Source organism: Tsukamurella pulmonis (genome assembly GCF_900103175.1).
Classification (GTDB): domain Bacteria; phylum Actinomycetota; class Actinomycetes; order Mycobacteriales; family Mycobacteriaceae; genus Tsukamurella; species Tsukamurella pulmonis.
The window spans coordinates 4,120,631-4,141,527 of sequence record NZ_FNLF01000002.1 but is presented as its reverse complement, the minus strand read 5'-3'; the positions used below and the strand labels follow the sequence as shown (position 1 = coordinate 4,141,527).

At 69.4% G+C, this 20,897-nt stretch carries 21 protein-coding genes; 11 read left to right on the top strand and 10 right to left on the bottom strand.

Translation table 11 applies throughout. The annotated features are described in order from the left end of the window. Positions 1 to 26 precede the first annotated feature (26 nt). Together BLQ62_RS20425 and BLQ62_RS20420 are read right to left on the bottom strand one after the other, a co-directional pair. Positions 27 to 740 (bottom strand): response regulator, encoded by a 714-nt coding sequence (locus BLQ62_RS20425; RefSeq protein WP_212733347.1) that lies wholly within the window; start codon positions 738 to 740, stop codon positions 27 to 29. Then, positions 698 to 1,492 carry a sensor histidine kinase gene (locus tag BLQ62_RS20420; RefSeq protein ID WP_068564321.1) on the bottom strand — a complete coding sequence of 265 codons (795 nt, stop codon included), beginning with the start codon at positions 1,490 to 1,492 and terminating at the stop codon, positions 698 to 700. Before BLQ62_RS20420 ends, BLQ62_RS20425 begins: the two co-directional genes overlap by 43 nt. A gap of 218 nt (positions 1,493 to 1,710) precedes the next feature. Here BLQ62_RS20420 and BLQ62_RS20415 point away from each other — a divergent pair, with 218 nt between their 5' ends. The 3 genes from BLQ62_RS20415 to BLQ62_RS20405 are packed head-to-tail and all read left to right on the top strand — an operon-like array spanning position 1,711 to position 3,856. Then, on the top strand, positions 1,711 to 2,409 hold the full coding sequence (locus BLQ62_RS20415; protein ID WP_082756212.1) for an ABC transporter ATP-binding protein: 699 nt from the start codon (positions 1,711 to 1,713) through the stop codon (positions 2,407 to 2,409). Next, positions 2,406 to 3,143, top strand: a complete 738-nt coding sequence (locus BLQ62_RS20410; protein ID WP_068564323.1) for an ABC transporter permease — start codon at positions 2,406 to 2,408, stop codon at positions 3,141 to 3,143. Before BLQ62_RS20415 ends, BLQ62_RS20410 begins: the two co-directional genes overlap by 4 nt. Next, positions 3,140 to 3,856 (top strand): hypothetical protein, encoded by a 717-nt coding sequence (locus BLQ62_RS20405; protein ID WP_068564325.1) that lies wholly within the window; start codon positions 3,140 to 3,142, stop codon positions 3,854 to 3,856. Before BLQ62_RS20410 ends, BLQ62_RS20405 begins: the two co-directional genes overlap by 4 nt. A gap of 84 nt (positions 3,857 to 3,940) precedes the next feature. Here the strand turns inward: BLQ62_RS20405 and BLQ62_RS20400 are convergent, their stop codons facing one another. Next, entirely contained in the window at positions 3,941 to 5,437 is a 1,497-nt protein-coding gene (locus BLQ62_RS20400; protein ID WP_068564327.1) for a carboxylesterase/lipase family protein, read from the bottom strand. Continuing rightward, positions 5,434 to 6,849, bottom strand: coding sequence for a WS/DGAT/MGAT family O-acyltransferase (locus BLQ62_RS20395; RefSeq protein WP_068564329.1), 1,416 nt, complete (start codon positions 6,847 to 6,849; stop codon positions 5,434 to 5,436). The genes BLQ62_RS20400 and BLQ62_RS20395 overlap by 4 nt, the downstream gene beginning before the upstream one ends. A gap of 283 nt (positions 6,850 to 7,132) precedes the next feature. On the opposite strand from BLQ62_RS20395, the gene hemL reads away from it, so the two are divergent. Genes hemL through ccsB form a run of 6 tightly spaced genes read left to right on the top strand, consistent with a single transcriptional unit; the run spans position 7,133 to position 13,053 of the window. After that, the gene (gene hemL / locus BLQ62_RS20390) at positions 7,133 to 8,437 is read left to right on the top strand and encodes a glutamate-1-semialdehyde 2,1-aminomutase (RefSeq protein ID WP_414929902.1); all 1,305 of its coding nucleotides are present in this window, start codon (positions 7,133 to 7,135) and stop codon (positions 8,435 to 8,437) included. 9 nt (positions 8,438 to 8,446) lie between these two features. Further along, on the top strand, positions 8,447 to 9,088 hold the full coding sequence (locus tag BLQ62_RS20385) for a histidine phosphatase family protein (RefSeq protein ID WP_068564331.1): 642 nt from the start codon (positions 8,447 to 8,449) through the stop codon (positions 9,086 to 9,088). After that, positions 9,085 to 9,675: a TlpA family protein disulfide reductase gene (locus tag BLQ62_RS20380; protein WP_068527713.1), complete on the top strand. Its 591-nt coding sequence runs from the start codon at positions 9,085 to 9,087 to the stop codon at positions 9,673 to 9,675. Before BLQ62_RS20385 ends, BLQ62_RS20380 begins: the two co-directional genes overlap by 4 nt. Then, entirely contained in the window at positions 9,675 to 10,460 is a 786-nt protein-coding gene (locus BLQ62_RS20375) for a cytochrome c biogenesis CcdA family protein (protein WP_068527714.1), read from the top strand. The genes BLQ62_RS20380 and BLQ62_RS20375 overlap by 1 nt, the downstream gene beginning before the upstream one ends. Beyond that, on the top strand, positions 10,460 to 12,052 hold the full coding sequence (resB, locus tag BLQ62_RS20370; protein ID WP_068564333.1) for a cytochrome c biogenesis protein ResB: 1,593 nt from the start codon (positions 10,460 to 10,462) through the stop codon (positions 12,050 to 12,052). The genes BLQ62_RS20375 and resB overlap by 1 nt, the downstream gene beginning before the upstream one ends. A gap of 2 nt (positions 12,053 to 12,054) precedes the next feature. After that, a complete protein-coding gene (gene ccsB / locus BLQ62_RS20365; protein ID WP_068527721.1) occupies positions 12,055 to 13,053 on the top strand; it encodes a c-type cytochrome biogenesis protein CcsB in 999 nt (332 codons plus the stop codon). 82 nt (positions 13,054 to 13,135) lie between these two features. On the opposite strand, the gene BLQ62_RS20360 is transcribed toward ccsB, so the two are convergent. Further along, complete coding sequence (locus BLQ62_RS20360) at positions 13,136 to 13,297, bottom strand: BldC family transcriptional regulator (protein ID WP_074850913.1); 162 nt, start codon at positions 13,295 to 13,297, stop codon at positions 13,136 to 13,138. Between the two features lie 176 nt (positions 13,298 to 13,473). Between BLQ62_RS20360 and BLQ62_RS20355 the strand changes: the two genes are divergently transcribed. Together BLQ62_RS20355 and cds1 are read left to right on the top strand one after the other, a co-directional pair. Then, entirely contained in the window at positions 13,474 to 13,773 is a 300-nt protein-coding gene (locus BLQ62_RS20355) for a DUF4229 domain-containing protein (RefSeq protein WP_068530215.1), read from the top strand. After that, complete coding sequence (gene cds1 / locus BLQ62_RS20350) at positions 13,770 to 14,876, top strand: L-cysteine desulfhydrase Cds1 (protein ID WP_068564338.1); 1,107 nt, start codon at positions 13,770 to 13,772, stop codon at positions 14,874 to 14,876. Before BLQ62_RS20355 ends, cds1 begins: the two co-directional genes overlap by 4 nt. Before the next feature lie 175 nt (positions 14,877 to 15,051). On the opposite strand, the gene BLQ62_RS20345 is transcribed toward cds1, so the two are convergent. The 5 genes from BLQ62_RS20345 to menE all read right to left on the bottom strand — a co-directional run bounded on the left by BLQ62_RS20345 (position 15,052) and on the right by menE (position 20,897). Further along, positions 15,052 to 15,603 (bottom strand): helix-turn-helix domain-containing protein, encoded by a 552-nt coding sequence (locus tag BLQ62_RS20345; protein WP_068564340.1) that lies wholly within the window; start codon positions 15,601 to 15,603, stop codon positions 15,052 to 15,054. 207 nt (positions 15,604 to 15,810) lie between these two features. Continuing rightward, positions 15,811 to 16,686, bottom strand: a complete 876-nt coding sequence (locus BLQ62_RS20340; RefSeq protein WP_068564342.1) for a 1,4-dihydroxy-2-naphthoate polyprenyltransferase — start codon at positions 16,684 to 16,686, stop codon at positions 15,811 to 15,813. Between the two features lie 20 nt (positions 16,687 to 16,706). Beyond that, entirely contained in the window at positions 16,707 to 18,500 is a 1,794-nt protein-coding gene (locus BLQ62_RS20335; RefSeq protein ID WP_082756215.1) for an acyl-CoA dehydrogenase, read from the bottom strand. Positions 18,501 to 18,571: 71 nt separating this feature from the next. Continuing rightward, a complete protein-coding gene (locus BLQ62_RS20330; protein ID WP_068564344.1) occupies positions 18,572 to 19,717 on the bottom strand; it encodes a DUF3089 domain-containing protein in 1,146 nt (381 codons plus the stop codon). Between the two features lie 34 nt (positions 19,718 to 19,751). Further along, complete coding sequence (menE, locus tag BLQ62_RS20325) at positions 19,752 to 20,897, bottom strand: o-succinylbenzoate--CoA ligase (protein WP_068564346.1); 1,146 nt, start codon at positions 20,895 to 20,897, stop codon at positions 19,752 to 19,754.

The following is a 20,897-nucleotide window of genomic DNA, read 5'->3' as shown; positions in this document are numbered from 1 at the left end:
TCGACTCCGCGGCGCAGGCGGTGGCTCTACGTGATTCCCGCGCGGAACGCTGCAATGACGAGCTGAGCTCGATCGCGAGCCGAGAGCTTCCGCAGTAGATGTGTGATGTGAGTCTTCACGGTCTTCACGGAGATGTGCAGACAGGCCGCTATCTCGTGATTCGATTGCCCCCTCGCTATCAGCGTGAGCACATCGACCTCTCGGGGCGTCAAGTCGGGCGGCGTGTTGTGCGATGTCTCGCGGCGACGGAGATATCCGTCGATGATCCTGGATTGGACGGACGGTGAATACCGCGCGCGCCCGCCCATGCTTTCGTGGATCGCCGCGATGACCTCAGCCGGGAGTGCGTCCTTGAGGAGAAAACCTGAAACCCCGGCTCGGAGTGCTCGGTCCACGTACTCCTCCATGTCGTACATGGTCAGCACGATCACCAGGGGAGGTGCGGTATCGAACGGCATCGAGAGAATCTTCTCCGTAGCTTCGAGGCCGTCCATGTCGGGCATCTGCACGTCCATGAGTACGACATCGGGACTGAGGGCGGCCGCCATCGAGACCGCCTCACGCCCCGATCCGCACTGGCCAACGACCACCATGTCGGCATGTCGAGATACGTAGTCCGCGAGAGTCTCTCGGAGTAGTTCTTGATCGTCGGCGATGAGGACGGACACCGTGGACCTGCCGATTCTCCCGGAAGTCGTCACGCCGACTCGCTCTCCGACCGGTCGCGTCGCGGTATCCACGCCGCCAGGGTCGAGCCTTCGTCGCAGTGGTCGAATGTCAGCACTCCGTGAACGTTCGCGATCCGGGTCTCCAGGCTCGATAAGCCGGACCCGCTCCCAGGTGCAGGCACCCAACCGGGAACCGCCCCGCTATCTCGGACCTCGACTGCGAGGCCGCCTGCTGCGCTGTCATCGACATGCACCTCAGCGCGACAGGGGCCGCAATGCCGAGCGGCGTTGGACAGACCTTCGCCGACTACTGCGTGAATCATCTCTGCGACCTCGGGGGTGATGCGGCTTCCGAGGTTCTTGGTGACGGCGACATGCATGCCTGCCGCGCGCGAATTCGACACCAGCGCTTCTAAATCGACTGACCCACGTGGTGCCTCGCCGTCGCCGCGCAGCAGCAGGAGCATCTCGCGCAGCTGAGCGATCGTGGTCCGCGCGCTCGATTCGATCGCGGCCAGCGCCCGGCGCTGCGTGTCCGATCCACGGTCGCGGTCCACAGCCGCACGCATGAGTATCAGTGCGAGACTGTTCGACACGCCGTCGTGCAGCTCGCGGGCGATTCTGATCTGCTCGGCTCTTCGTGCTTCGTGAGCAGACCACGCTGCCAATCGCGCCTCGAAGTCGACACGCATCTGCTTTGCGCGCCACCAGGTCCAGATGGCGACGGCCACCGCTAGGGTCACCATGGACGATGCTGCGAGCCGCGCGTACGGCATAGCCACCCCGAACGCCATAGCGATTCCCAGCAGGCTCAGCACCGCCACGACGCCCGGTGCCCAAGAGCCTGAGCGCCACCGAGGTCGGTTCGTGGCGTTCATCTGCCCAAGGTAGCAGCGGCGCGACACTCCGGCATCTGCGCGAGCGACGAATTCAGACCACGGTCCGATGCCGATGCGCTGATTGCAGACCGTGGCCGGATGCAGGAGCCGGACGCACGCTATTGACTGGAGGGCGTTGTGTTCCGCGTTCGAGGGGGTTGCGCATGATTTCGATCGATCGAGTGACGAAGGTTCGTCGCGGTTCCAAGGTGCTGAGCGATGTCAGTTTCGAAGCAAGGTCCGGGAGGGTTACCGGCTTTGTGGGTCCCAACGGCGCCGGAAAAACGACGACATTGCGTATTCTTCTCGGGTTGGACTTCGCTGACGGTGGGAACGCGACGTTCAACGGGCTCCGCTACGGAGACGTGACGAATCCTCTGCGCAAGATCGGCGCAGTTCTCGACGGATCGGGAGCGAACAGAACCCGGACTGCTCACGCTCATCTGCGGTGGGTCGCCGCTTCGGCCGGAGTGGATTCGGGGCGTATTCAGGAAGTACTCGAGCTCGCCGGGATAGCGAATGCAGCACAGCGGCGCGTCGGAACGTTCTCTCTGGGGATGAGCCGGAGACTGGGGATCGCTGCGGCGTTGATCGGCGATCCGGAGGTGCTCATCCTGGACGAGCCGATCAACGGGCTCGATCCAGAAGGCATTCGATGGGTGAGAAACTTCCTAAGAAAGCGAGCTGACGAAGGACGCACCGTACTTCTGTCGAGTCACATGATGCGTGAACTTGCAGAAACGGTTGACGACATAGTGATTATTAACGATGGTCGGATAGTTGATTCTGGGTCGCTGCGACAAGTCGTCGGTGATCACGGGAGTCTCGAAGAGGCGTTCTTCGCGCGGATCGGAGAGCGATGAATCTCGGTGCGGCGGCGCGCGCCACGCGTGCAGAACTGCTCAAACTGGCGTCGCTGCCCGCCGTGTGGGCAGGCTCGGTGTTGGCGCTTGTGGTGGCACCGGTGGTCACGTACATCAGTGCCCCGTCTTCCTCGTCGCCCAACCGCGATCTCGGGTATCAAGAGCTGGCCTTCGGAGTGGTGGGAGCGATTGTCGTCGGCGTCGTCGCTGTGAGCAGTGAGTACAGCTCTGAAGGTGACAACGGCGACACCAGCCAGATATCGACGACGCTCGCGGCTCAGCCGAACCGCTATGCGGTGTTCGTTGCGAAGGGCATCGCTGTGGCGGTGTTGGTGGCGCTGCTCGCCGTGGTCTCGAGCCTGGTGACCCTGACTGTCGCCTCGACGGTGTCGCCCGCATTCGAAGGCGGCGCTCCCGGGAGGGTGCTCGGCGTCGTCGTGTACTGGATCCTGATGGCGGAGCTCGCCTGTGTGATCACGTGGATAACCCGGAACGGCGTGCTTCCGCTGATCGTTCTCGTGCTGAACACATCGGTGGTGACGGTGACCTATTTACTCTCGAGGATCGTTGCCGCGGGGAGCTTCTTTCCTGACATGGCGGGTATGCGAATGTTCCTGCGCGACGTTGATTCGAAGGTGGCGCTGTCTCCGGCCGCGGGTGGTGCAGTGATGGCTGCCTGGGTCGTCGTCATCGGGGTGGTGGCGGTTTCAGTGTTCGCGAGGAGAGACGCATGAGCGAGTTCGGGCGGTCGTTGCACTCTGAGCGCATCAAGGCGGCGAGCCTGCCTGCTGTGCCGATGGCCTCCCTGGCGATCCTGGCGGTCGGCGCAATACTCTCCATTGCGTTCGCTGTGTCTCGGGGTGGCGATGACCAGATGACTGCTCTCGACATTGGCCTGGCTCCCATCGGGTACATCCAGGCAGGGTTCGTGGCAATCGGAACATTGCTGGTGACGAGTGAGTTCTCCGGCGGACAGCTCGCTACCTCTCTCGCTGGAGTTCCGCGTCGCGTCACGTTCTGTTCGACGAAATTGGTTGTCGTCGGTTCGGTCGGTGTGGCGGTGGGGGTCGTTGCGGTCGCTGTGAGCGTGCTGGTCGCGGTGTTGTCCGGCGCGACGGCAGTCGGGCTGGTGCGCGGAGTTTCGTGGGGGTTAGGGGGAGCGATCTATCTGGCGAGCATTTGTCTCATCTCCGCGTCGGTGGCGCTTCTGATGCGGCGCACCTTGCCGACGCTGTGTGTGGTGTTGGTGTACTACTTCATCGTGGGGCCGTTGGTCCGTGATCGGTACTCCATCGCTCAGTTCCTGCCGGACTCCGCCGGATACTCCATTGCTTTTCCTGGTCGTTCTACGTCAGAGATCACGTTGGGTGCGCTCGTGCTCGCGGCGTGGTGCGTAGGGATCGCGTTCCTGGGCGTCTGGAGGTTTCGGCGGACCGATGCGCGGTGATGTGATCGTGTACGTCAGCCGCGCGGCTTCGCGGTGACCGTGGGGCTTGAAGTTCCTCTGATCCCCAGACCCGCGCGGACGCGATCATCGCGCTGATGCGGAGCTGAATTCCTCCCAGGCCCTGCGGATCTCGGGGGAGGGGTCGTAGACGACGCGATTGCGGTCGTCGATCACCAGCGTCGCGCGGGAGGTGCCGTTGTACGTCGGCCACTCGCTCGCGGGATGGCCGGTGCGGGCGAAGGTGATCCAGTCGCGCTGCATCCCGTCGGAGACGCGCATGGCGACGCGTCGATCGCCCAGCGCGCCGAGCACCCACCCCGTGGTGCCGTGGTAGACGCCGAAGACCGCCATCAGCTCGCTCGCGTGCGTGGCGCCGTATCCCAACAGGTCCAACGTCTTCGGGGCGAAGTCGTAACGGTAGAAGTACGTGGGCGCGTGCTTGGCGTGCGCCTGCGCGATCCGCAGCGACGGCGCCCAGAACATGAAGTCGCCGATGATCCGGTTGAGCGAGGCCACGCCGGGGAACCCCGGGTACGCGGCGGTCAGCGGCGCGAAGCGCTGGGGATCGGCGCCGAGGGTGTGCGCGGCCCGATCCGCTGTGGGCTTGCCCATGCCGGGCATCTTCGTGAACAGCGTGGCCTCGGCGCGGTTGGTGCCGATGATGAGCGGCACGTTCGCGCCTCGTCCGGCGGCGATCGCGACCTCGGGATCCTCCGGCAGGAAGTCACCGTCGACCGTGGGGCCGTACGGGATGACCCCGAGCTGCTCCCGGTTCAGCTCGCCCATCAGGCGATTGCCGGCGCGGCCCAGATCCTCCGAGGTCGCCTCGTCGATCTTCTCCGGCCCGCCGAGCACCTCGACGAAGCGTTTGCCCCACCCGCGGGCGGTGACCGCGTCGACCGTGAGGCCGGGCGCGGAGCTCTGCGCGATGGCGCGATGGAACAGGCCGTGGGCGGCGGGCGTGGCGAGCAGGGTCGTCACGGCGTTGCCGCCCGCGCTCTCGCCGAAGATCGTGACGTTGCCCGGATCGCCGCCGAAGACGGCGATGTTGCGCTGCACCCACTGCAGGGCCGTGACCTGATCGCGCAGGCCGAGGTTGCCGTCGAGCGGGCGTTCGTCGGTGGAGAACTCGGTCAGGTCCAGGTAGCCCAGCGCGCCGAGCCGGTAGTTGATCGAGACGAAGACGACGTCGCCGCGCTCGACGAGCGAATTGCCGTAGTACAGCGGGGTCGCCGAGCTGCCCATCAGGTAGGCGCCGCCGTGCAGGAAGACCATCACCGGGCGCGGAGCGGTCGCCGGGCCGGCGGGGGCGACCACGTTGAGCGTGAGCGAGTCCTCGCTGGTGGGCTGGTACTCGCGGAACCCGACGAGGGTGTACTTCTTGTTCTGCGGTGCGGCGGCACTGAATTCGGTGGCCGCGCGCACGCCGTCCCACGGCTCGACCGGCTGCGGGGCGCGGTAGCGCAGCGGCCCGACGGGCGGCTGCGCGTACGGGATGCCGCGGTAGGCGTGCACCGTCCCCTGATCGCGTCCGGCGATCTCGCCGCTGTCGATACGCACCCGCGGGCCGTCGGTCGTCATCGCTCTTCGCTCTCCTCGTCCACCGCCGCGACCAGCGCCGCGATGTCGCGCTCGAAGGCGCGCACGATGGGCCACGGATCGGGCACCTGCTTCTTGCAGGCGATCACACCGATGTTCAGTGTGCCCTCCTGTGAGAAGACCGTCACGTTGAGGCCCGCGCCGTGGAAGACCGGGCCGAGCGGGTACATCGAGTGGATGCGTGCGCCCAGGAAGTAGAGCGGGATGTCCGGGCCGGGCACGTTGGAGATCACCAGGTTGTAGACCACCGGATGCAGCTCGGGCAGGTTCTTGTCGCCGTAGATCCGCGCGCCCACCTGCATGATGGACGCCGGCGCGAACTGCGCCCATGAGCGCAGCAGGTTGTCGTCGAGCTCGCCGTGGTGCTCCTTGCTCGTCGCGACCCGCTCGCGGATCGCCTCCAGCCGCGCGACGGGGCCGTCGACATCGGTGGTCATCCGGGTGAACATGCCCGTGACCTTGTTGGTGCCCTCGGTGAGGGTCGCGCCGATCTCGGCCTCGTGCACGGAGACGGGGATCATCGCGACCAGCGGCTGCCCGGGGAGCTCGCCGCGGTCGTGCAGGAACTCGCGCATCGCGCCGGAGCAGGCCGCGAGCACCACGTCGTTGACCTTGACGCCGAAGTGGTCCTTGACCTTCTTCACGTCGGCGAGCGGCACCGCGGCGAACGCGATGGAGCGGTGGCCGGTGATCGAGCTGTTGAGCGAGGTGCGGGGCGCGCTGAACGGTGCGGGCATCGCGGCGCCGCGGCGCGAGCGGGTCCACCAGCGGACGGGCACCGGGAGGGTGCGCGGCAGGAGCGAGACCAGCGACAGCGGCCGCAGTAGGACGTTCTTGGCGCCGTCGGCGGCGAGCGCCAGCAGCGGCGCCCCGCCGGTCGACTTGTCCACCATCGACGGGTCGAGCGCGGGCGGCTCCGGGGTCAGCGAGCACAGCTGGGCCATCAGGCCCGCGCCGGTCACCCCGTCGACGCCCGCGTGGTGCATGCGCATCATGATCGCGATCCGGCCGTCGGCGAGGCCCTCGATGACCCACATCTCCCACAGCGGCTTGCTGCGGTCCAGCGCCTGGCCGGCGATGTGCGCGCACAACTCCGCGAGCTCCTGCTCGCCGCCGGGCGCGGGGACCGCGATGCGGTGCACGTGCGCCTCGATGTCGAAGGACTCGTCCTCCACCCACACCGGGTGATCCAGATTCGCGACGGAGTCGTGCAGCTTGCGCCGGAACGCCGGCATCGCGGTGATCCGCCGCGCGAGCTCACTGCGCAGGTCCTCGAACCGGTACCCGCCCTCGACGGTGCCGGGGTCCAGCTCCAGGATGCCGCTCACGTGCATCAGCTGGGAGCGGGACTCGAGGTACAGGAACGAGGCGTCCAATCCGCTGAGGCGTTCCATGGCTCTACTCCTACCGTGCGCGGCGCGGCCCCGGAAGTGGAACCTGTTCCACTATAGAGGGGGTGGGAGGCGGTGACGCACGGTCGGCGAGGTTATGCGTCCCGTGCATACCCTGTGGCGTTGATAAGACGCTCTGACCTGGGATGAGTGGAGGTATGCGCGAGACGCACACCCTGCAGCAGGAGGTGGGGTCCCCCTGATCGGGCGCGGCGATCCGGGGTCCGGCGGCGGTCTCCTACACCCTGTAGTTGACGATTTGCACCGGCCTGGGACACTGGAGGTCGTGAGTTCTCCCCAGACCCAGGCCAGTGCGGCCCTGTTCGATCGCGCCGCCCGCTCCATCCCCGGCGGGGTGAACTCCCCGGTACGCGCCTTCTCGGCCGTCGGCGGCACCCCGCGCTTCATCACCAGCGCCACGGGCTCGCAGCTCACCGACGCCGACGGCAACACCTACGTCGACCTCGTCTCCAGCTGGGGCCCGATGATCCTGGGCCACGCCCACCCCGCCGTGGTCGAGGCCGTGCAGCGCGCCGCCGGCACGGGCCTGAGCTTCGGCGCTCCCACCGAGGCGGAGATCGCGCTCGCCGAGGAGATCATCGCCCGCGTCGCCCCCGTCGAGCGGGTGCGCCTGGTCAACTCCGGCACCGAGGCCACCATGAGCGCGGTGCGCCTGGCCCGCGGCGTCACCGGTCGCGCCAAGATCATCAAGTTCGCCGGCTGTTACCACGGCCACGTCGACGCGCTGCTCGCCGACGCCGGTTCCGGCGTCGCGACCCTGGGCCTGCCCACGAGCCCCGGCGTGACCGGCGCGCAGGCGCAGGACACGCTCGTCCTGCCCTACAACGACCTCGACGCGGTGCGCGCGACCTTCGCCCAGTACCCCGGGCAGATCGCCGCCGTCATCACCGAGGCCGCCGCCGGCAACATGGGTGCCGTCCCGCCGCTCCCGGGCTTCAACGAGGGCCTGCGCGAGATCACCCGGGCCGACGGTGCCCTCCTCATCCTCGACGAGGTCATGACGGGCTTCCGCGTGAGCAAGGCCGGCTGGTACGGCCTCGACCCCGTGGACGCCGACCTGTTCACCTTCGGCAAGGTCATGTCGGGCGGGCTCCCGGCCGCGGCGTTCGGCGGATCGGCCGAGGTCATGGGGCATCTCGCCCCGCTCGGCCCCGTCTACCAGGCCGGCACGCTGTCGGGGAACCCCGTCGCCGTCGCGGCGGGCCTCGCGACGCTGCAGCACGCGACCGACGAGGTGTACGCCAAGCTCAACGCCAACTCGATCCGCCTCGGCGGGCTCATCGGCGACGCGCTCACCGCGGAGGGCGTGCGGCACCACGTCCAGTACGCGGGCAACCTGGTCTCCGTCTTCTTCACCGACGGACCCGTCACCGACTACGCGCAGGCCAAGGCCGCCGAGACCTTCCGCTTCGCGCCGTTCTTCCACGCCCTGCTCGAGCAGGGGGTCTACCCGCCGCCCAGCGCCTTCGAGGCCTGGTTCGTCTCCGCCGCGCTCAGCGACGACGATTTCGCATCCATCGAGGCGGCACTGCCCGCCGCCGCCCGCGCGGCCGCCGCGGCGACAGAATAGAAGGCCCCGATGACCGCTCACCCCGAGACGACGATCGTGCACGTCATGCGGCACGGCGAGGTGCACAACCCCGACGGCATCCTCTACGGCCGCCTGCCCGGGTTCCGCCTGTCCGAGAAGGGCCGGGCCCAGGCGCAGACGGTGGCCGACGCGCTCGCCGACCACGACGTCACCGCCGTCTTCGCCTCGCCGCTGCAGCGCGCCCAGGAGACCGCGACCCCCATCGCCGCCTCGCACGGGCTGCCGATCATCACCGACGAGGAGCTCATCGAGGCGGGCAATCGGTTCGAGGGCCTCAAGGTGGCCGTCGGCGACGGCGCCCTGCGCCAGCCCAAGCACTGGGCCAAGCTGCGCGATCCCTTCACCCCGTCGTGGGGCGAGCCCTACCTGCAGATCGCGCACCGCATGGTCGGCGTCGTCGACATCGCCCGCGAGCGGGCCCGCGGCCACGAGGCCGTGCTGGTCAGCCATCAGCTGCCCGTCGTGACCCTGCGCCGCCACCTCGAGGGCAAGCGCCTCTGGCACGATCCGCGCAACCGGCAGTGCTCCCTCGCTTCGCTCACCAGCCTCGTCTACGACGGCGACGAGCTCGTGGACATCGTGTACTCCGAGCCGGCGGGCGCCACCGACCCGCTGGTGCGCGGCGCGTGAGGCCCGCCCGCCGCGTCGCCGCGCTGCTCGTGGCCGGCGCGGTCGCCTTCGGCGCCTCGGGGTGCGTCCAACTCTCCGACCAGGCCGCCAAGGGCGGCGTGATCGCCCCCGGCGGCAAGGTCCGGCAGTTCTACGAGCCCGGGCAGCGCAGCACCGTCGAGAACCTGTCCGGCCGCAGCGTGACCGACGAGAACACCACCATCACCCTCGCCGACTACGCGGGCAAGGTCGTGGTCATCAACGTCTGGGGCAGCTGGTGCGCGCCGTGCCGCATCGAATCGCCCGAACTGGAGCGGACTTTCGTCGCCACGAAGGACCGGGGCGTGCAGTTCCTCGGCATCAACGTGCGCGAGACCGCCGGCGACGACGCGGCCCGCGACTTCATCGGCTCGCAGGGCCTGACCTACCCGTCGATCTACGACCCGCCGGGCAAGACCCTGCTGGCCATCGGTGAGCAGTACCCGACCACCGTCGTGCCGATGACCTTCGTGCTCGACCGGCAGCACCGCGTGGCCGCCTCCTACCTCACGACCGTCGGCGAGAAGGAACTCACCGACACCATCGACAAGGTGCTGGGGGAGGGCTGATGGGAGAGGCCTTCGCCACCGCGGCCGTCTCGGGCCCGCTGCTGCTCGCGCTCGGCGCGTGCCTGCTCGCGGGGCTCGTCTCGTTCGCGTCGCCGTGCATCGTCCCGCTCGTCCCGGGCTACCTGTCCTACCTCGCCGGGCTCGTCGGGGCCGAGGCGCCGGCCGCCACCGTCGACGAGGCGAAGGCGGGCGTGCGCGCCGGGCGCTGGCGCGTCATGGGCGCGGCGATCCTGTTCGTCGCCGGCTTCACCGCCGTCTTCCTGCTGATGACGATGTCGGTCTTCGGGCTCGCCACGTCGATCCGGCTCAACGCCGAGACGCTCATGCGGATCGGCGGCGTGATCACCATCGTCATGGGCCTGGCCTTCATCGGCCTGGTCCCGATGCTCGAGCGCGACGTGCGGTTCGCGCCGCGGCAGTGGACCACCCTCGCCGGCGCGCCGCTGCTCGGCGGTGTCTTCGCGCTGGGCTGGACCCCGTGCATCGGACCCACGCTCGCCGGGATCCTGTCGATCGTGGTGGGCACCGACGCCGAGCCCGCCCGCGGCGCGGTCCTCATCGTCGCCTACTGCGCCGGGCTGGGCCTGCCGTTCATCGTCCTGGCCCTCGGGTCGACGGTGGCCGTCCGCGCCGTCGGGTGGCTGCGCCGCAACTCGCGCCGCATCCAGATCTTCGGCGGCGTGCTGATGATCGTGGTCGGCGTCGCGCTGGTCACCGGGTACTGGGCCGAGTTCATCGACCTGGTGCGCCGCCTGTTCGTCTCCAACACGGTGATGCCGATCTGATGACTACTCCTGTCAAGCAATCCCTCCCGCGCCGCGCCCTCGCCGCGGTCCGCAACACGTGGCGCTCGCTCACGTCGATGAAGACCGCGCTGGTGCTGCTGTTCCTGCTCGCCGTCGCGGCCATGCCCGGCGCGCTGCTGCCGCAGCGCGACGTCGACTCGGCCGCCACCGCGAAGTGGATCGACGATCACGGCACTCTCGGTGAACTCCTGGACAAGCTGCAGTTCTTCGGCGTCTTCAAATCGGTGTGGTTCACCGCGATCTACGCGCTGCTGTTCGTCTCCCTCGTCGGCTGCATCGTGCCCCGCTGCTTCGAGCACTTCCGCGCCCTGCGCACGCCGCCCGTCGCCACCCCGCGCAACCTGTCGCGCCTGCCGCGGCACACCACCCGCGAGAGCGACCAGGACCCCGAGGCCGCGGCGCAGACGGTGCTGGGCGGCCTGCGCGGCTGGCGAAAGATCAGCCGCACGGGGGGCAGGGGCGAGGCGGAAGGCGCCGTCACCGTCTCCGCCGAGAAGGGCTACCTGCGCGAGGCCGGCAACCTGGTCTTCCACATCTCGCTGGTGGGGATACTCATCGCGATCGGCGTGGGCCAGCAGTTCTCCTACGAGGGTTCGCGCATCGTGATCGCCGGCGACGAGGGTTTCTGCAACACCTCGTCGAACTACGACAACTTCCGCGCCGGCAACCTCGTCGACGGGACCGGGCTCGCGCCCTTCTGCCTCAAGGCCGACGAGGTGCAGGCCACGTTCCTGCCGAACGCGCAGCCGGACATGTTCCGGACGATGGCCTCGTACCAGGACCGTGAGGGCCTGCGCGACGGCACCTGGAAGAACTACGCCATCGAGGTCAACAAGCCGCTCCGCATGGAGGGCGTGCGCGTCTACATGCTGGGCCACGGCTACGCGGGCACCTTCTCGGTGACCTACCCGAACGGCGCCGTGCGGAAGCAGACCATGCAGTTCGCGCCGCAGGACAAGATCAACTTCCTCTCCTCGGGCGCGCTGCGCTTCGACCCGCCGGCCGATCTGTACCGGACCGAGGACGAGCGTCGCACCAAGCAGATCGGGATCGAGGGGCTGCTCGCCCCCACCAAGCAGCTCGACGGGACGCTGCTCACCTCCCGCTTCCCCGCGCCGAACGATCCGGCCGTCGCCGTGGACATCTACCAGGGCGACACGGGCCTGGACACCGGCAAGCCGCAGAACATCTTCTCGCTCAGCCGCGATCAGATCGACTCGAAGCGGCTGGAGAAGAAGGCGCGCGTGAACCTGTCGGTGGGCCAATCCACGACTCTCGAGGACGGCACCCAGGTGCGCTTCGACGGCGTGACGAACTTCGCGGCCCTGCAGGTGAGCCACAACCCGGCGCAGAACTGGACCCTGATCTTCGCGATCGGCATGCTGGGCGGGCTCATCGTCTCGCTCACCGTCAAGCGGCGGCGGGTGTTCGTGCGGCTGACCCCGCGCGAGGGCGGCGGTACCGTGATGGAGATCGCCGGACTGGCGCGCACCGACCAGGCCGGATGGACCGAGGACTTCGAAGCACTGGCCGACCGCCTGGTCGGTCCCGACGGTGAGAAAGTGGCGTGAGCATGGGAACCGAGACGAACGTCGACCTGGCGAACTTCGCCGACGTGCTGTTCACCAGCGCCACCGGGATCTACGCGCTCGCGCTGGTCCTGATGGTCATCGAGCTCGCGACGTCGCGGGTGGACGCCACGGCCGCGCGCGACCGCAAGCGCGAGCTCGTCGCCGCCGGGGGCGGCCCGATCGCCACCGACTCCACCCCGGGCCGGGTCGTCGACGACGGGCCCCGCCGCTCGAAGTCCGAACGGATCGGCCGCATGGGCTACGCGCTCGTGGTGGCGGGACTGCTCGTGCACGTCACCTCGATCGTGCTGCGCGGCGTCGCCACCGGCCGCATGCCCTGGGGCAACATGTACGAGTTCATGTCCATCATGTGCGCGGGCGCGGTCCTGGCCTCGCTGGTGCTGCTGCGCAAGCCCGAGGCCCGGCCGATCCTCGGCTTCGTGCTGGTCCCGATCCTGATCTTCATGTTCGTCGCGGAGGGCGTGCTGTACACCACGGCCGGCCCGGTGGTGCCCTCGCTGAAGTCGTACTGGCTCGCGATCCACGTCTCGATCGTCTCGATCGGTGCCGGCATCTTCCTGGTCTCCGGCGTCGCCAGCCTGCTGTATCTGATCCGCCGCCGGTTCGAGCTGCCCGACGGCTCCGTGAGCGTCACCTCCGGCATCGGCGGCCGGCTGCTGCAGGCCATTCCGAACACGCAGGTGCTCGACCGCGTGGCGTACGGCACCGTGATCGTCGCCTTCCCGCTGTTCAGCGCGGGCGTCATCTGCGGCGCGGTCTGGGCCGAGGCGGCGTGGGGCCGGCCGTGGGGCTGGGACCCGAAGGAGACCACCTCGTTCATCGCCTGGGTCCTCTACGCGGCGTACCTGCATGCGCGGGCGACGTCGGTGTGGCGCAAGGCCGCGCCCTACCTGAACATCCTCGGCTTCGCGGTGATCGTCTTCAACCTGTTCATCATCAACTACTTCGCGACGGGCAGCCTGCACTCCTACGCCGGCTGAGTCCGCGCAGGAACGTCGCGTACGGAAAAGGGCGCCGCCCCACCGATCATCTCGGTGGGGCGGCGCCCTTGTCCGACCGTGCCTAGGCCGTCGTGTTCTGGTTCAGGAGAGCAAAGACCTCCGACGCGCGGAAGCGACGGTGCCCGCCGGGCGTCCGGACGGAGCCGAGCAGGCCCGCGCCGGCCCACCGGGTGACCGTCTTCGGGTTCACGTTGAACAGTGCAGCCACCTGGCCTGGGGTCATGAGGCGCTCGGGCTGACGGGGCGCAGCGGCCCGCGGGTCCGCTGCGCGCTGGGCGAGGTTCGGATGTGCGGTGGTCATGATGCCCAGTATGCAGCGATTTGCCCGAGTACTCGAACCTCTATCCGAGTGCCAAGAATTGGTAAAGTCGTATTTCGGACGAGGGTAGGCTCGTGTTCATGACCGATACGAGTACCGCGAAGCGGACCCTCGCGCGCGCCCTTGTTTTGTATACGGCGTTCCGCCTGGGGCTGGTCGTCGTCGTGTTCGCCCTGCTCTACGGAATCGGCATGCTCTTCCTCGACGAGGTGCCCCCGATCCCGGTGTTCCTGTTCGCGCTCGTGATCTCCCTGCCGCTGTCGATGGTGCTCGGCAAGAAGCTGCGCACGAGCGTGAACGAGAGCGCGGCGGTGATCGACGAGGCCCGCAAGGAGAAGCGCGACGACTTCCGCCGGCGCCTGCAGGGCGTGGACGAATGACGGTGGTCTGCGACCGGTCCTCGGACCGGTCGTGGGTCGACAACGCCGTGCGCCTCATCGAGGCCGACGCGCGGCGCAGCGCCGATACGCACCTGCTGCGCTTCCCGCTGGGGGAGTGGGCGCACGGTGCGGGCGTTCCGGGGATCGACCTGTATCTCAAGGACGAGACCACGCACATCACGGGCAGCCTGAAGCACCGTCTGGCCCGGTCCCTGTTCCTGTACTCCCTGTGCAACGGCTGGGTGCGCGAGGGCACCACGGTGATCGAGGCGTCGTCGGGCTCGACCGCCGTCTCCGAGGCCTACTTCGCCAAGCTGCTCGGACTGCCCTTCGTCGCGGTGATGACGCGGAGCACCTCGCCCGCCAAGGTCGCGCTCATCGAGCGTGAGGGCGGCACCTGCCACTTCGTGGACCGCGCGGACGAGGTCTACACCGAGGCCGCGCGCCTGGCCCGCGACAGCGGCGGCCATTACATGGATCAGTTCACCCACGCCGAGCGCGCGACGGACTGGCGCGGCAACAACAACATCGCCGAGTCGATCTTCTCGCAGCTCTCGCTCGAGGAGCACCCGGAGCCGGCGTGGATCGTGGTCGGCGCCGGCACCGGCGGCACCTCGGCGACCATCGGCCGCTACATCCGCTACCGCCGGCATGCGACGCGGCTGTGCGTCGTCGACCCCGAGAACTCCAGCTTCCTGCCGGGCTTCGAGTCCGCCGACTGCACGGTGGAGACGGGACAGTCGTCGCGCATCGAGGGCATCGGCCGCCCGCGCGTGGAGCCCTCGTTCATCCCGGACATCGTCGACCGCATGGTGGGCGTGCCCGATGCGGGCTCGATCGCCGCGGCCCGCATCGCCTCCGCGCTGCTCGGCCGCCGCGTGGGCGGCTCCACCGGCACCAACCTGTGGGGCGCCTTCGGGGTGATCGCGGAGATGGTGCGGCAGGGGCGCTCGGGCAGCGTCGTCACCCTGCTCGCCGACGGCGGCGATCGCTACCTCGACACCTACTTCGACGACGCCTGGGTCGAGTCCAAGGGCTTCGACCTCCTCCCGCCCACGCTCACCGTCGAGCGCTTCCTCGCCGACGGGACCTGGCGGGAGTAGGCCGCACCTCGGGTCCGGGGGCTCCGGACCGGGCGAGCCGGGCCGGGGCGTGTAGTCGGTTCGGAAGGCCATGCGCGCCACGCATGGCTTGAATCCTCCCTGTTCAGTGGCGGTTTTCGTGCGATCGGGCCATGCGTCGGATGCATGGCCCGATGGGAGAGCGCTCGTGCGCACATCAGACGCGGGCGAGGAACGCGGCCGCCTCGGTGGGCGGCTCGGAAAGGTGCAGTAGCTCGATGCGTTCGAGGCGCGTCACCCGCACCATCACCGTCTCCAGGCCGGGGAGCAGCGGACCGCTGTTGGTCACGAGTGCGAACGAGGCGTCGCCGGCACGGACCGCCGCCACCGGATCTTCGACGACGATCGGCTCCACTGTGGGAGTGTTGTCGCGGTTCCACAGGGCGACGGTGTCCTCGAGGCGGGCGGGGACCGGCAGGTCCGCGCGGTGGGCGAGGCGGAACGCTGCGGGGCGGTTCGCGCCGAGCGCCCGCAGCTCGTCGAAACCGCCGACGATGCACTCGATCAGGGTGATCGCGGACCGTGCGCCCGTGGTCGGATGCGCGCCTTCCGCGGTGCGCCGAAACAGGGGGAAGCCCACGAGCTCCTCCGTCTTCGCCACCGACCGCGTGACCGTCGACTGCGCGACGCCGTGCGCCCGGGCCGCCTCGCTGATGCTGTGCGTGCGGGCCACCGTCGCCACCACCCGCAAACGTTCGATGTCCGACATGCCGGGACGGTACCGCCGCCCACTGACGAGAATGGTGGCGATGGCGGCGGCGGTCTCCCTGCGGATGGCAGGCCATGCGTCCCACGCATGGACTCGAAGCCGAAAATGTGCTTTGAACTGCGATTATCGAGGGTATGCGCGGCGCGCATGGCTCGCCCGATCGACTACGTGATCAGGTCGCGCGCGTACCAGTGCGGATCGGGAGCGTTACGCGCCCAGGAACAGGCCGATCGCGGCGCCGATGGACCAGACGAGCATGGCGAGGCCGGTCTGGGCGAGAGCGGGGATCAGGGCCGGGCCCTGGCCGCCGCGGAGCACCGGCAGCGCGGCGCGCACGGCGAGCGGCGCGGAGGCGAGGGAGAGCAGCGCCCACGGGGTGGCGACGGCCGCGAGGGCCAGGCCCAGCACCGTCGGCACGGCGACGAGGACGGCGAACAGCACGCGGGTGCGGGAGTCCCCGAGCCGGACGGCGAGGGTGATCTTGCCGGACTCGCGGTCGGTGGGGATGTCGCGCAGGTTGTTGGCGACGAGCACCGCCGAGCTGTAGGAGCCCACGGCGCAGGCCGCGAGAGCGCCGGCCACGTCCACCCGCCCGGCCTGCACGAACTCGGTGCCCAGCACCGCGACGAGGCCGAAGAAGACGAACACCGCGATCTCGCCGAAGCCCAGGTATCCGTACGGCTTGGAGCCGCCGGTGTAGAACCAGGCCCCGGCCACGCACGCCAGGCCGACGAGGATCAGCCACGGCGCCGAGGTCAGCGACAGCGCGATACCCGCGATGCCGCCGATCCCGAAGCACGCGAAGGCGGCCCGCTTCACGGCGGCGGGGGAGGCGAGCCCGGAGCCGACGAGCCGCAGCGGCCCGACGCGGTCGTCGTCGGTGCCGCGGATCCCGTCGGAGTAGTCGTTGGCGAAGTTGACGCCGATGATCAGCGACAACGACACCACCAGCGCAAGCAGCGCCTTCCACCAGACCGCCTCACCGAGGAAGCCCGCGGCCCCCGTGCCCGCGATCACCGGGGCGATCGCGTTCGGGAGCGTACGGGGCCGGGCCCCTTCGAGCCACTGCGCTGCGGTTGCCATGCACCCAGCCTATGCAGTCGCTACAGGACGGAGGTGTCCAGGTCGAGCGTGGTGCGATCGAGCTTCGCGAGCAGGTCGAACTCGGTGTGCGCCTTCGGCAGCTCGTAGACGAAGAAGTACTGCGTGGCCGCCCGCTTGCCGCGGTAGAAGGCCTCCGACTGCGCGGTGCCGTCCTCGCGGTAGGTCGCCAGCGCCTGATCGAGCCACAGCCACGCCACCACGACGTGGCCGAGGCCGTCGAGGTAGGAGGTGGCGTTCGCCAGCGAGAGCGACGGATCGCCAGACCCGCCGAGCGTCATCGTGACCTCGACGGCCCGCTGCGACGCCGCCCGCAGCGCCGCGGCGTGCGCCGCCAGTTCCTCGTGCTTCTCCGCGCGCGCCGCCGTCGCCTCGATCCGCCCGAGCAGCGCACCGAACGCGGCGCCGCCGTGCTGCGGCACCTTGCGGCCCAGCAGGTCCAGGCCGTGGATCGCCTTGGCGCCCTCGTGGATCGCGTTGAGCCGGTTGTCCCGGTAGAGCTGCTCGACGTTGAACTCGCGCGTGTAGCCGTAGCCGCCGTGGATCTGGAGCGCGTAGTCGTTGGCGCGGGTGGCCCACTCGCTGGGCCAGCTCTTGATGATCGGGGTCAGCAGGTCGAGCAGCTGCGCCGCCGCGGTCCGCTCCTCCTCCGACGGTGCCGTCGCGGCGTCGTCGACCAGGCGCGCCCCGAAGAGCGCGAGCGCCAGCCCACCCTCGACGTAGCTCTTCTGCGCGAGGAGCATCCGGCGCACGTCGGGGTGCTCGATGATCGGGACCTGCGGCCCCGTCGGCGCGGTGACCGGCCGACCCTGCACGCGGGTCTTGGCGTACTCCAGCGACTGCAGGTAGCCCGTGTAGCCGATCGCCGACGAGGCGAGGCCGACGGCGACGCGCGCCTCGTTCATCATCTGGAACATCTGCACGAGGCCGCGGTTCTCCGCGCCGACCAGGTAGCCGGTCGCACCGTCGAGCGAGAGCAGGCAGTTGGTGGTGCCCTTGTTGCCCATCTTGTGGTTCAGGCTCACCAGGTTCACGGCGTTGCGCTCGCCCACCGACTGATCGTCGTTCACCAGGTACTTCGGCACGATGAACAGCGAGATGCCCTTGACGCCGTCCGGCGCGCCGGGGACCTTCGCGAGCACCAGGTGCACGATGTTCTCTGTCATCTCGTGGTCGCCGCCGGTGATCCACATCTTCGTACCGGTGATGGCGTAGCTGCCGTCCTCGCGGGGCTCGGCCTTCGCGCTGATGTCGGCGAGCGCGGAACCGGCGTCGGGCTCCGAGAGGCACATGGTGCCGGTGAAGCGGCCCTCGATCATCGGCTCGAGGAAGAGGCGCTTCTGCTCGTCGGTGCCGAAGGAGCGGATCACGTTGCCGTTGCCCAGGGTCAGGCCCGAGTAGACGGTGGTGGAGACGTTCGCGGCCTGCATCCACGCGAACGCGGCCTTGCTGATCAGCGACGGCAGGCCGATGCCGCCCTCCTCGGCGGGCAGCTCGGCGAAGGTGAACCCGGCCTCGTTGATCGCGTCGAGCCCGGCCTTGGTCTCCGGCAGCGTCTTCGCGGTGCCGTCCGGCTGGATCGTCGGCTCGTTCGCGTCGGCGAGCTTGTAGTGGTTCGACAGCTTCTGCACCGCGATGTCGGCGGCCAGGTCGAGAGCGGCGTCGAAGGTCTCCTTCGAATGATCCGCGAAGGCGTCGCGCTTGGTCAGCTCCTCCGCGTTCAGCCACTCGTAGAGCAGGAAGTCGACGTCGCGGGGGCTGAGCAGCGGGGTCTGCGCTGCGATGTTCTGCTTCACGGGGGCATCCTAGGTTTCCGTTCGGGCATCGGTCCAGACGGAATTCTACACGGTTGTAGCTTTTGCTCGGCTCACCTGGCTCGCCACGCCGCGGACTGCTGTGCCGCGATCGACACCAGCCGGTCCAGGCCGAAGTTCATGTCCAGCAGATGCGTACTGAACAGTGGCAACTCGTTGATCGCCTGCGGCACCGTCATGCTGATGCGGTACATGCTGTGGCGGTTGACGTCCTCGCAGCGGCCCACGCCCCGTCCCTTGCTGACCGTCCACGTGCTCGCCGACGTCGGCATCCCGTCCGGAAAGGTGGTGTAGTCCATGAGCACCGAGATGATCCCGAAGGAGAACGGCGCGCTCGGCACGGTCACGCCCACCGGGCCCCGCTCCCCGGACAGCGGTGCGGGATCGGTGCAGGCGATGTGCTTCCCGGCGCCGAAGGGCAGCTCCATGGTGTGCGAGAGCAGGTCGAGATCGGTGTTGCCGAACAGGGAGAGCACGGGCGGCACGATGTCGGTGGAATACGCGACGACGCAGCCGAACTCGCCGCGACGGGTGCACAGCGGGATGTTCGCGAAGTCGCCTCCGGTCGTGCTGCCCGCGGCCGTGGTGACGTTGCCGCCCAGCAGGAAGGCGCCCACCAGGCGGTCGCGAACCGCCGGGTCGCGGTCGATCTCGTCGCGGATCAGCTTGCGCAGCATCATCGTTCCCTGCGAGTGCCCGATCAGCACCACGCCGCGCCCGCCGTTGTCCCGGGCCAGGTACTCGCGCCAGGCGGTGCGCACCGACTCATAGGCGGTGTCGATCACCGGCTTGAGGTGCAGTGTCGCGGTGGTCGTCAGCCCGAGCACGGTGATCTGCGGGTAGACCGGTGCGAAGACCCGGCACATCGATCCGAACCGCGCCGCCTGGAAACGGGCGATCGAATCCACTTCCGGCATCCGCACCGGATTGGCGTTGAAGGCCACCTGATTGGTCACCGTCGGATAGACGTAGAAACAGTCGACGGCCTTCTCGGCGTCGGTCACCCTCCGTGCCGGAGTGGTCTTCCCGGTGCCGAGGTCGGTGGTATCGGTGGGCAGGGTGCACGGGTTCGCGGTGCCCGGCCGGCACATCCACGTGGTCGACGGTGCGCCTTGCGCGGCTCCGGCGGCGAGTGCCGCGCCGAGCGCGAGGGTGGTCGATATCGCTGCCAGTCGTCCGAGGGTGCGCCGCCAGGTCATGCGCCGACCATATACCGGAGGTTTTGGAATTCTCTCAGTATTCGGTGAATCGGTCGGCGAGCGCGCGACGGTCGATCTTGCCCGGCCCGCGCCGCGGCAGCTCGTCGACGAGGTACAGCGCCCGCGGGGCCGCCGTCCGGTCCAGCTCGGCCTCCACGGCGGCCCGCAGCAGCTCGACGGTGACCTCCGCCCCCGGCACGGCCACGACCGCAGCGGCCACCCGCTGGCCGAGCCGCGCGTCGGGCTGCGCGAAGACGGCCACCTCCGCGATCCCTGGCACCCGGGCGAGGACGGCCTCCACGACCTGGGGAAGCACCGTCAGGCCGCCGGTCGAGACGGCCTCGTCGAGGCGGCCCGTGACCGCGAGGACGCCGTCGTCGCTGAGCGTGCCCGCGTCGTCGGTGCGGAAGTGCCCCGGCTCGGCGAACGCGGGATGCGCGGGCAGGTTCCGGTAGCCGAGGGCCACCGTCGGGCCGCCCAGGACGATCCGCTGCTCCGGGCCGTCCAGGCGGACCTCGACGCCGGGCAGCGGCGCACCGTCGTACACGCAGCCGCCGGCGGTCTCGGACATGCCGTACGTGCGGACCATCGGGATCCCGGCGGCGAGCGCGGCCTCGCGGACCGGCGCGGGGCAGGCGGCGCCGCCGATGAGCACCCCGTCGAACCGGGCGAGCGCCGCCGTCGCGGCGGGGTCGGCGAGGACCTTGACGAGCTGGGTCGGGACCAGGGAGACGTACCGACGGTCCGCGGTCATCGCGGCGAAGCCGGTGGCGAGGGAGGCGGGATCGAAGCCGCGCGAGACGTCGAGGCCCACCGGGGCGTGCCCGGAGGCGAGGGAGCGCAGCATCACCTGCACTCCCGCGACGTGGTGCGGCGGCATCGCGAGCAGCCACTGCCCGGGCCCGCCCAGCCGCGCGTGCGTGCCGGCGGCGCTGGCCTGCAGGTTGGCGCGGGTGAGCATCGCGCCCTTGGGGGTGCCCGTGGTGCCGGAGGTGGCAACGACCAGCGCCGCGCGCTCGTCGATCGGGGTGCCCGCGGCCAGGGCGTCCGCCAGGCGCGCCGCCTCGCGCGGATCGCGGGCGGGGACGGGCAACCACGCCGGCGCGGTGCCCTCCAGGAGGGCCGTGAGCTGCGGCAGCGCCGATTCGACGGTGTCGATCGGCAGCGTCTGTAGGTTCAC

Excerpts from the sequence above, each read along its gene's own strand:
- BLQ62_RS20415 (WP_082756212.1), top strand. The coding sequence starts at position 1,711 with ATGATTTCGATCGATCGAGTGACGAAGGTTCGTCGCGGTTCCAAGGTG.
- BLQ62_RS20410 (WP_068564323.1), top strand. The coding sequence starts at position 2,406 with ATGAATCTCGGTGCGGCGGCGCGCGCCACGCGTGCAGAACTGCTCAAA.
- BLQ62_RS20405 (WP_068564325.1), top strand. The coding sequence starts at position 3,140 with ATGAGCGAGTTCGGGCGGTCGTTGCACTCTGAGCGCATCAAGGCGGCG.
- BLQ62_RS20400 (WP_068564327.1), bottom strand. The coding sequence starts at position 5,437 with ATGACGACCGACGGCCCGCGGGTGCGTATCGACAGCGGCGAGATCGCC.
- BLQ62_RS20395 (WP_068564329.1), bottom strand. The coding sequence starts at position 6,849 with ATGGAACGCCTCAGCGGATTGGACGCCTCGTTCCTGTACCTCGAGTCC.
- BLQ62_RS20385 (WP_068564331.1), top strand. The coding sequence starts at position 8,447 with ATGACCGCTCACCCCGAGACGACGATCGTGCACGTCATGCGGCACGGC.
- BLQ62_RS20375 (WP_068527714.1), top strand. The coding sequence starts at position 9,675 with ATGGGAGAGGCCTTCGCCACCGCGGCCGTCTCGGGCCCGCTGCTGCTC.
- resB (WP_068564333.1), top strand. The coding sequence starts at position 10,460 with ATGACTACTCCTGTCAAGCAATCCCTCCCGCGCCGCGCCCTCGCCGCG.
- ccsB (WP_068527721.1), top strand. The coding sequence starts at position 12,055 with ATGGGAACCGAGACGAACGTCGACCTGGCGAACTTCGCCGACGTGCTG.
- BLQ62_RS20360 (WP_074850913.1), bottom strand. The coding sequence starts at position 13,297 with ATGACCCCAGGCCAGGTGGCTGCACTGTTCAACGTGAACCCGAAGACG.
- BLQ62_RS20355 (WP_068530215.1), top strand. The coding sequence starts at position 13,474 with ATGACCGATACGAGTACCGCGAAGCGGACCCTCGCGCGCGCCCTTGTT.
- cds1 (WP_068564338.1), top strand. The coding sequence starts at position 13,770 with ATGACGGTGGTCTGCGACCGGTCCTCGGACCGGTCGTGGGTCGACAAC.
- BLQ62_RS20345 (WP_068564340.1), bottom strand. The coding sequence starts at position 15,603 with ATGTCGGACATCGAACGTTTGCGGGTGGTGGCGACGGTGGCCCGCACG.
- BLQ62_RS20340 (WP_068564342.1), bottom strand. The coding sequence starts at position 16,686 with ATGGCAACCGCAGCGCAGTGGCTCGAAGGGGCCCGGCCCCGTACGCTC.
- BLQ62_RS20330 (WP_068564344.1), bottom strand. The coding sequence starts at position 19,717 with ATGACCTGGCGGCGCACCCTCGGACGACTGGCAGCGATATCGACCACC.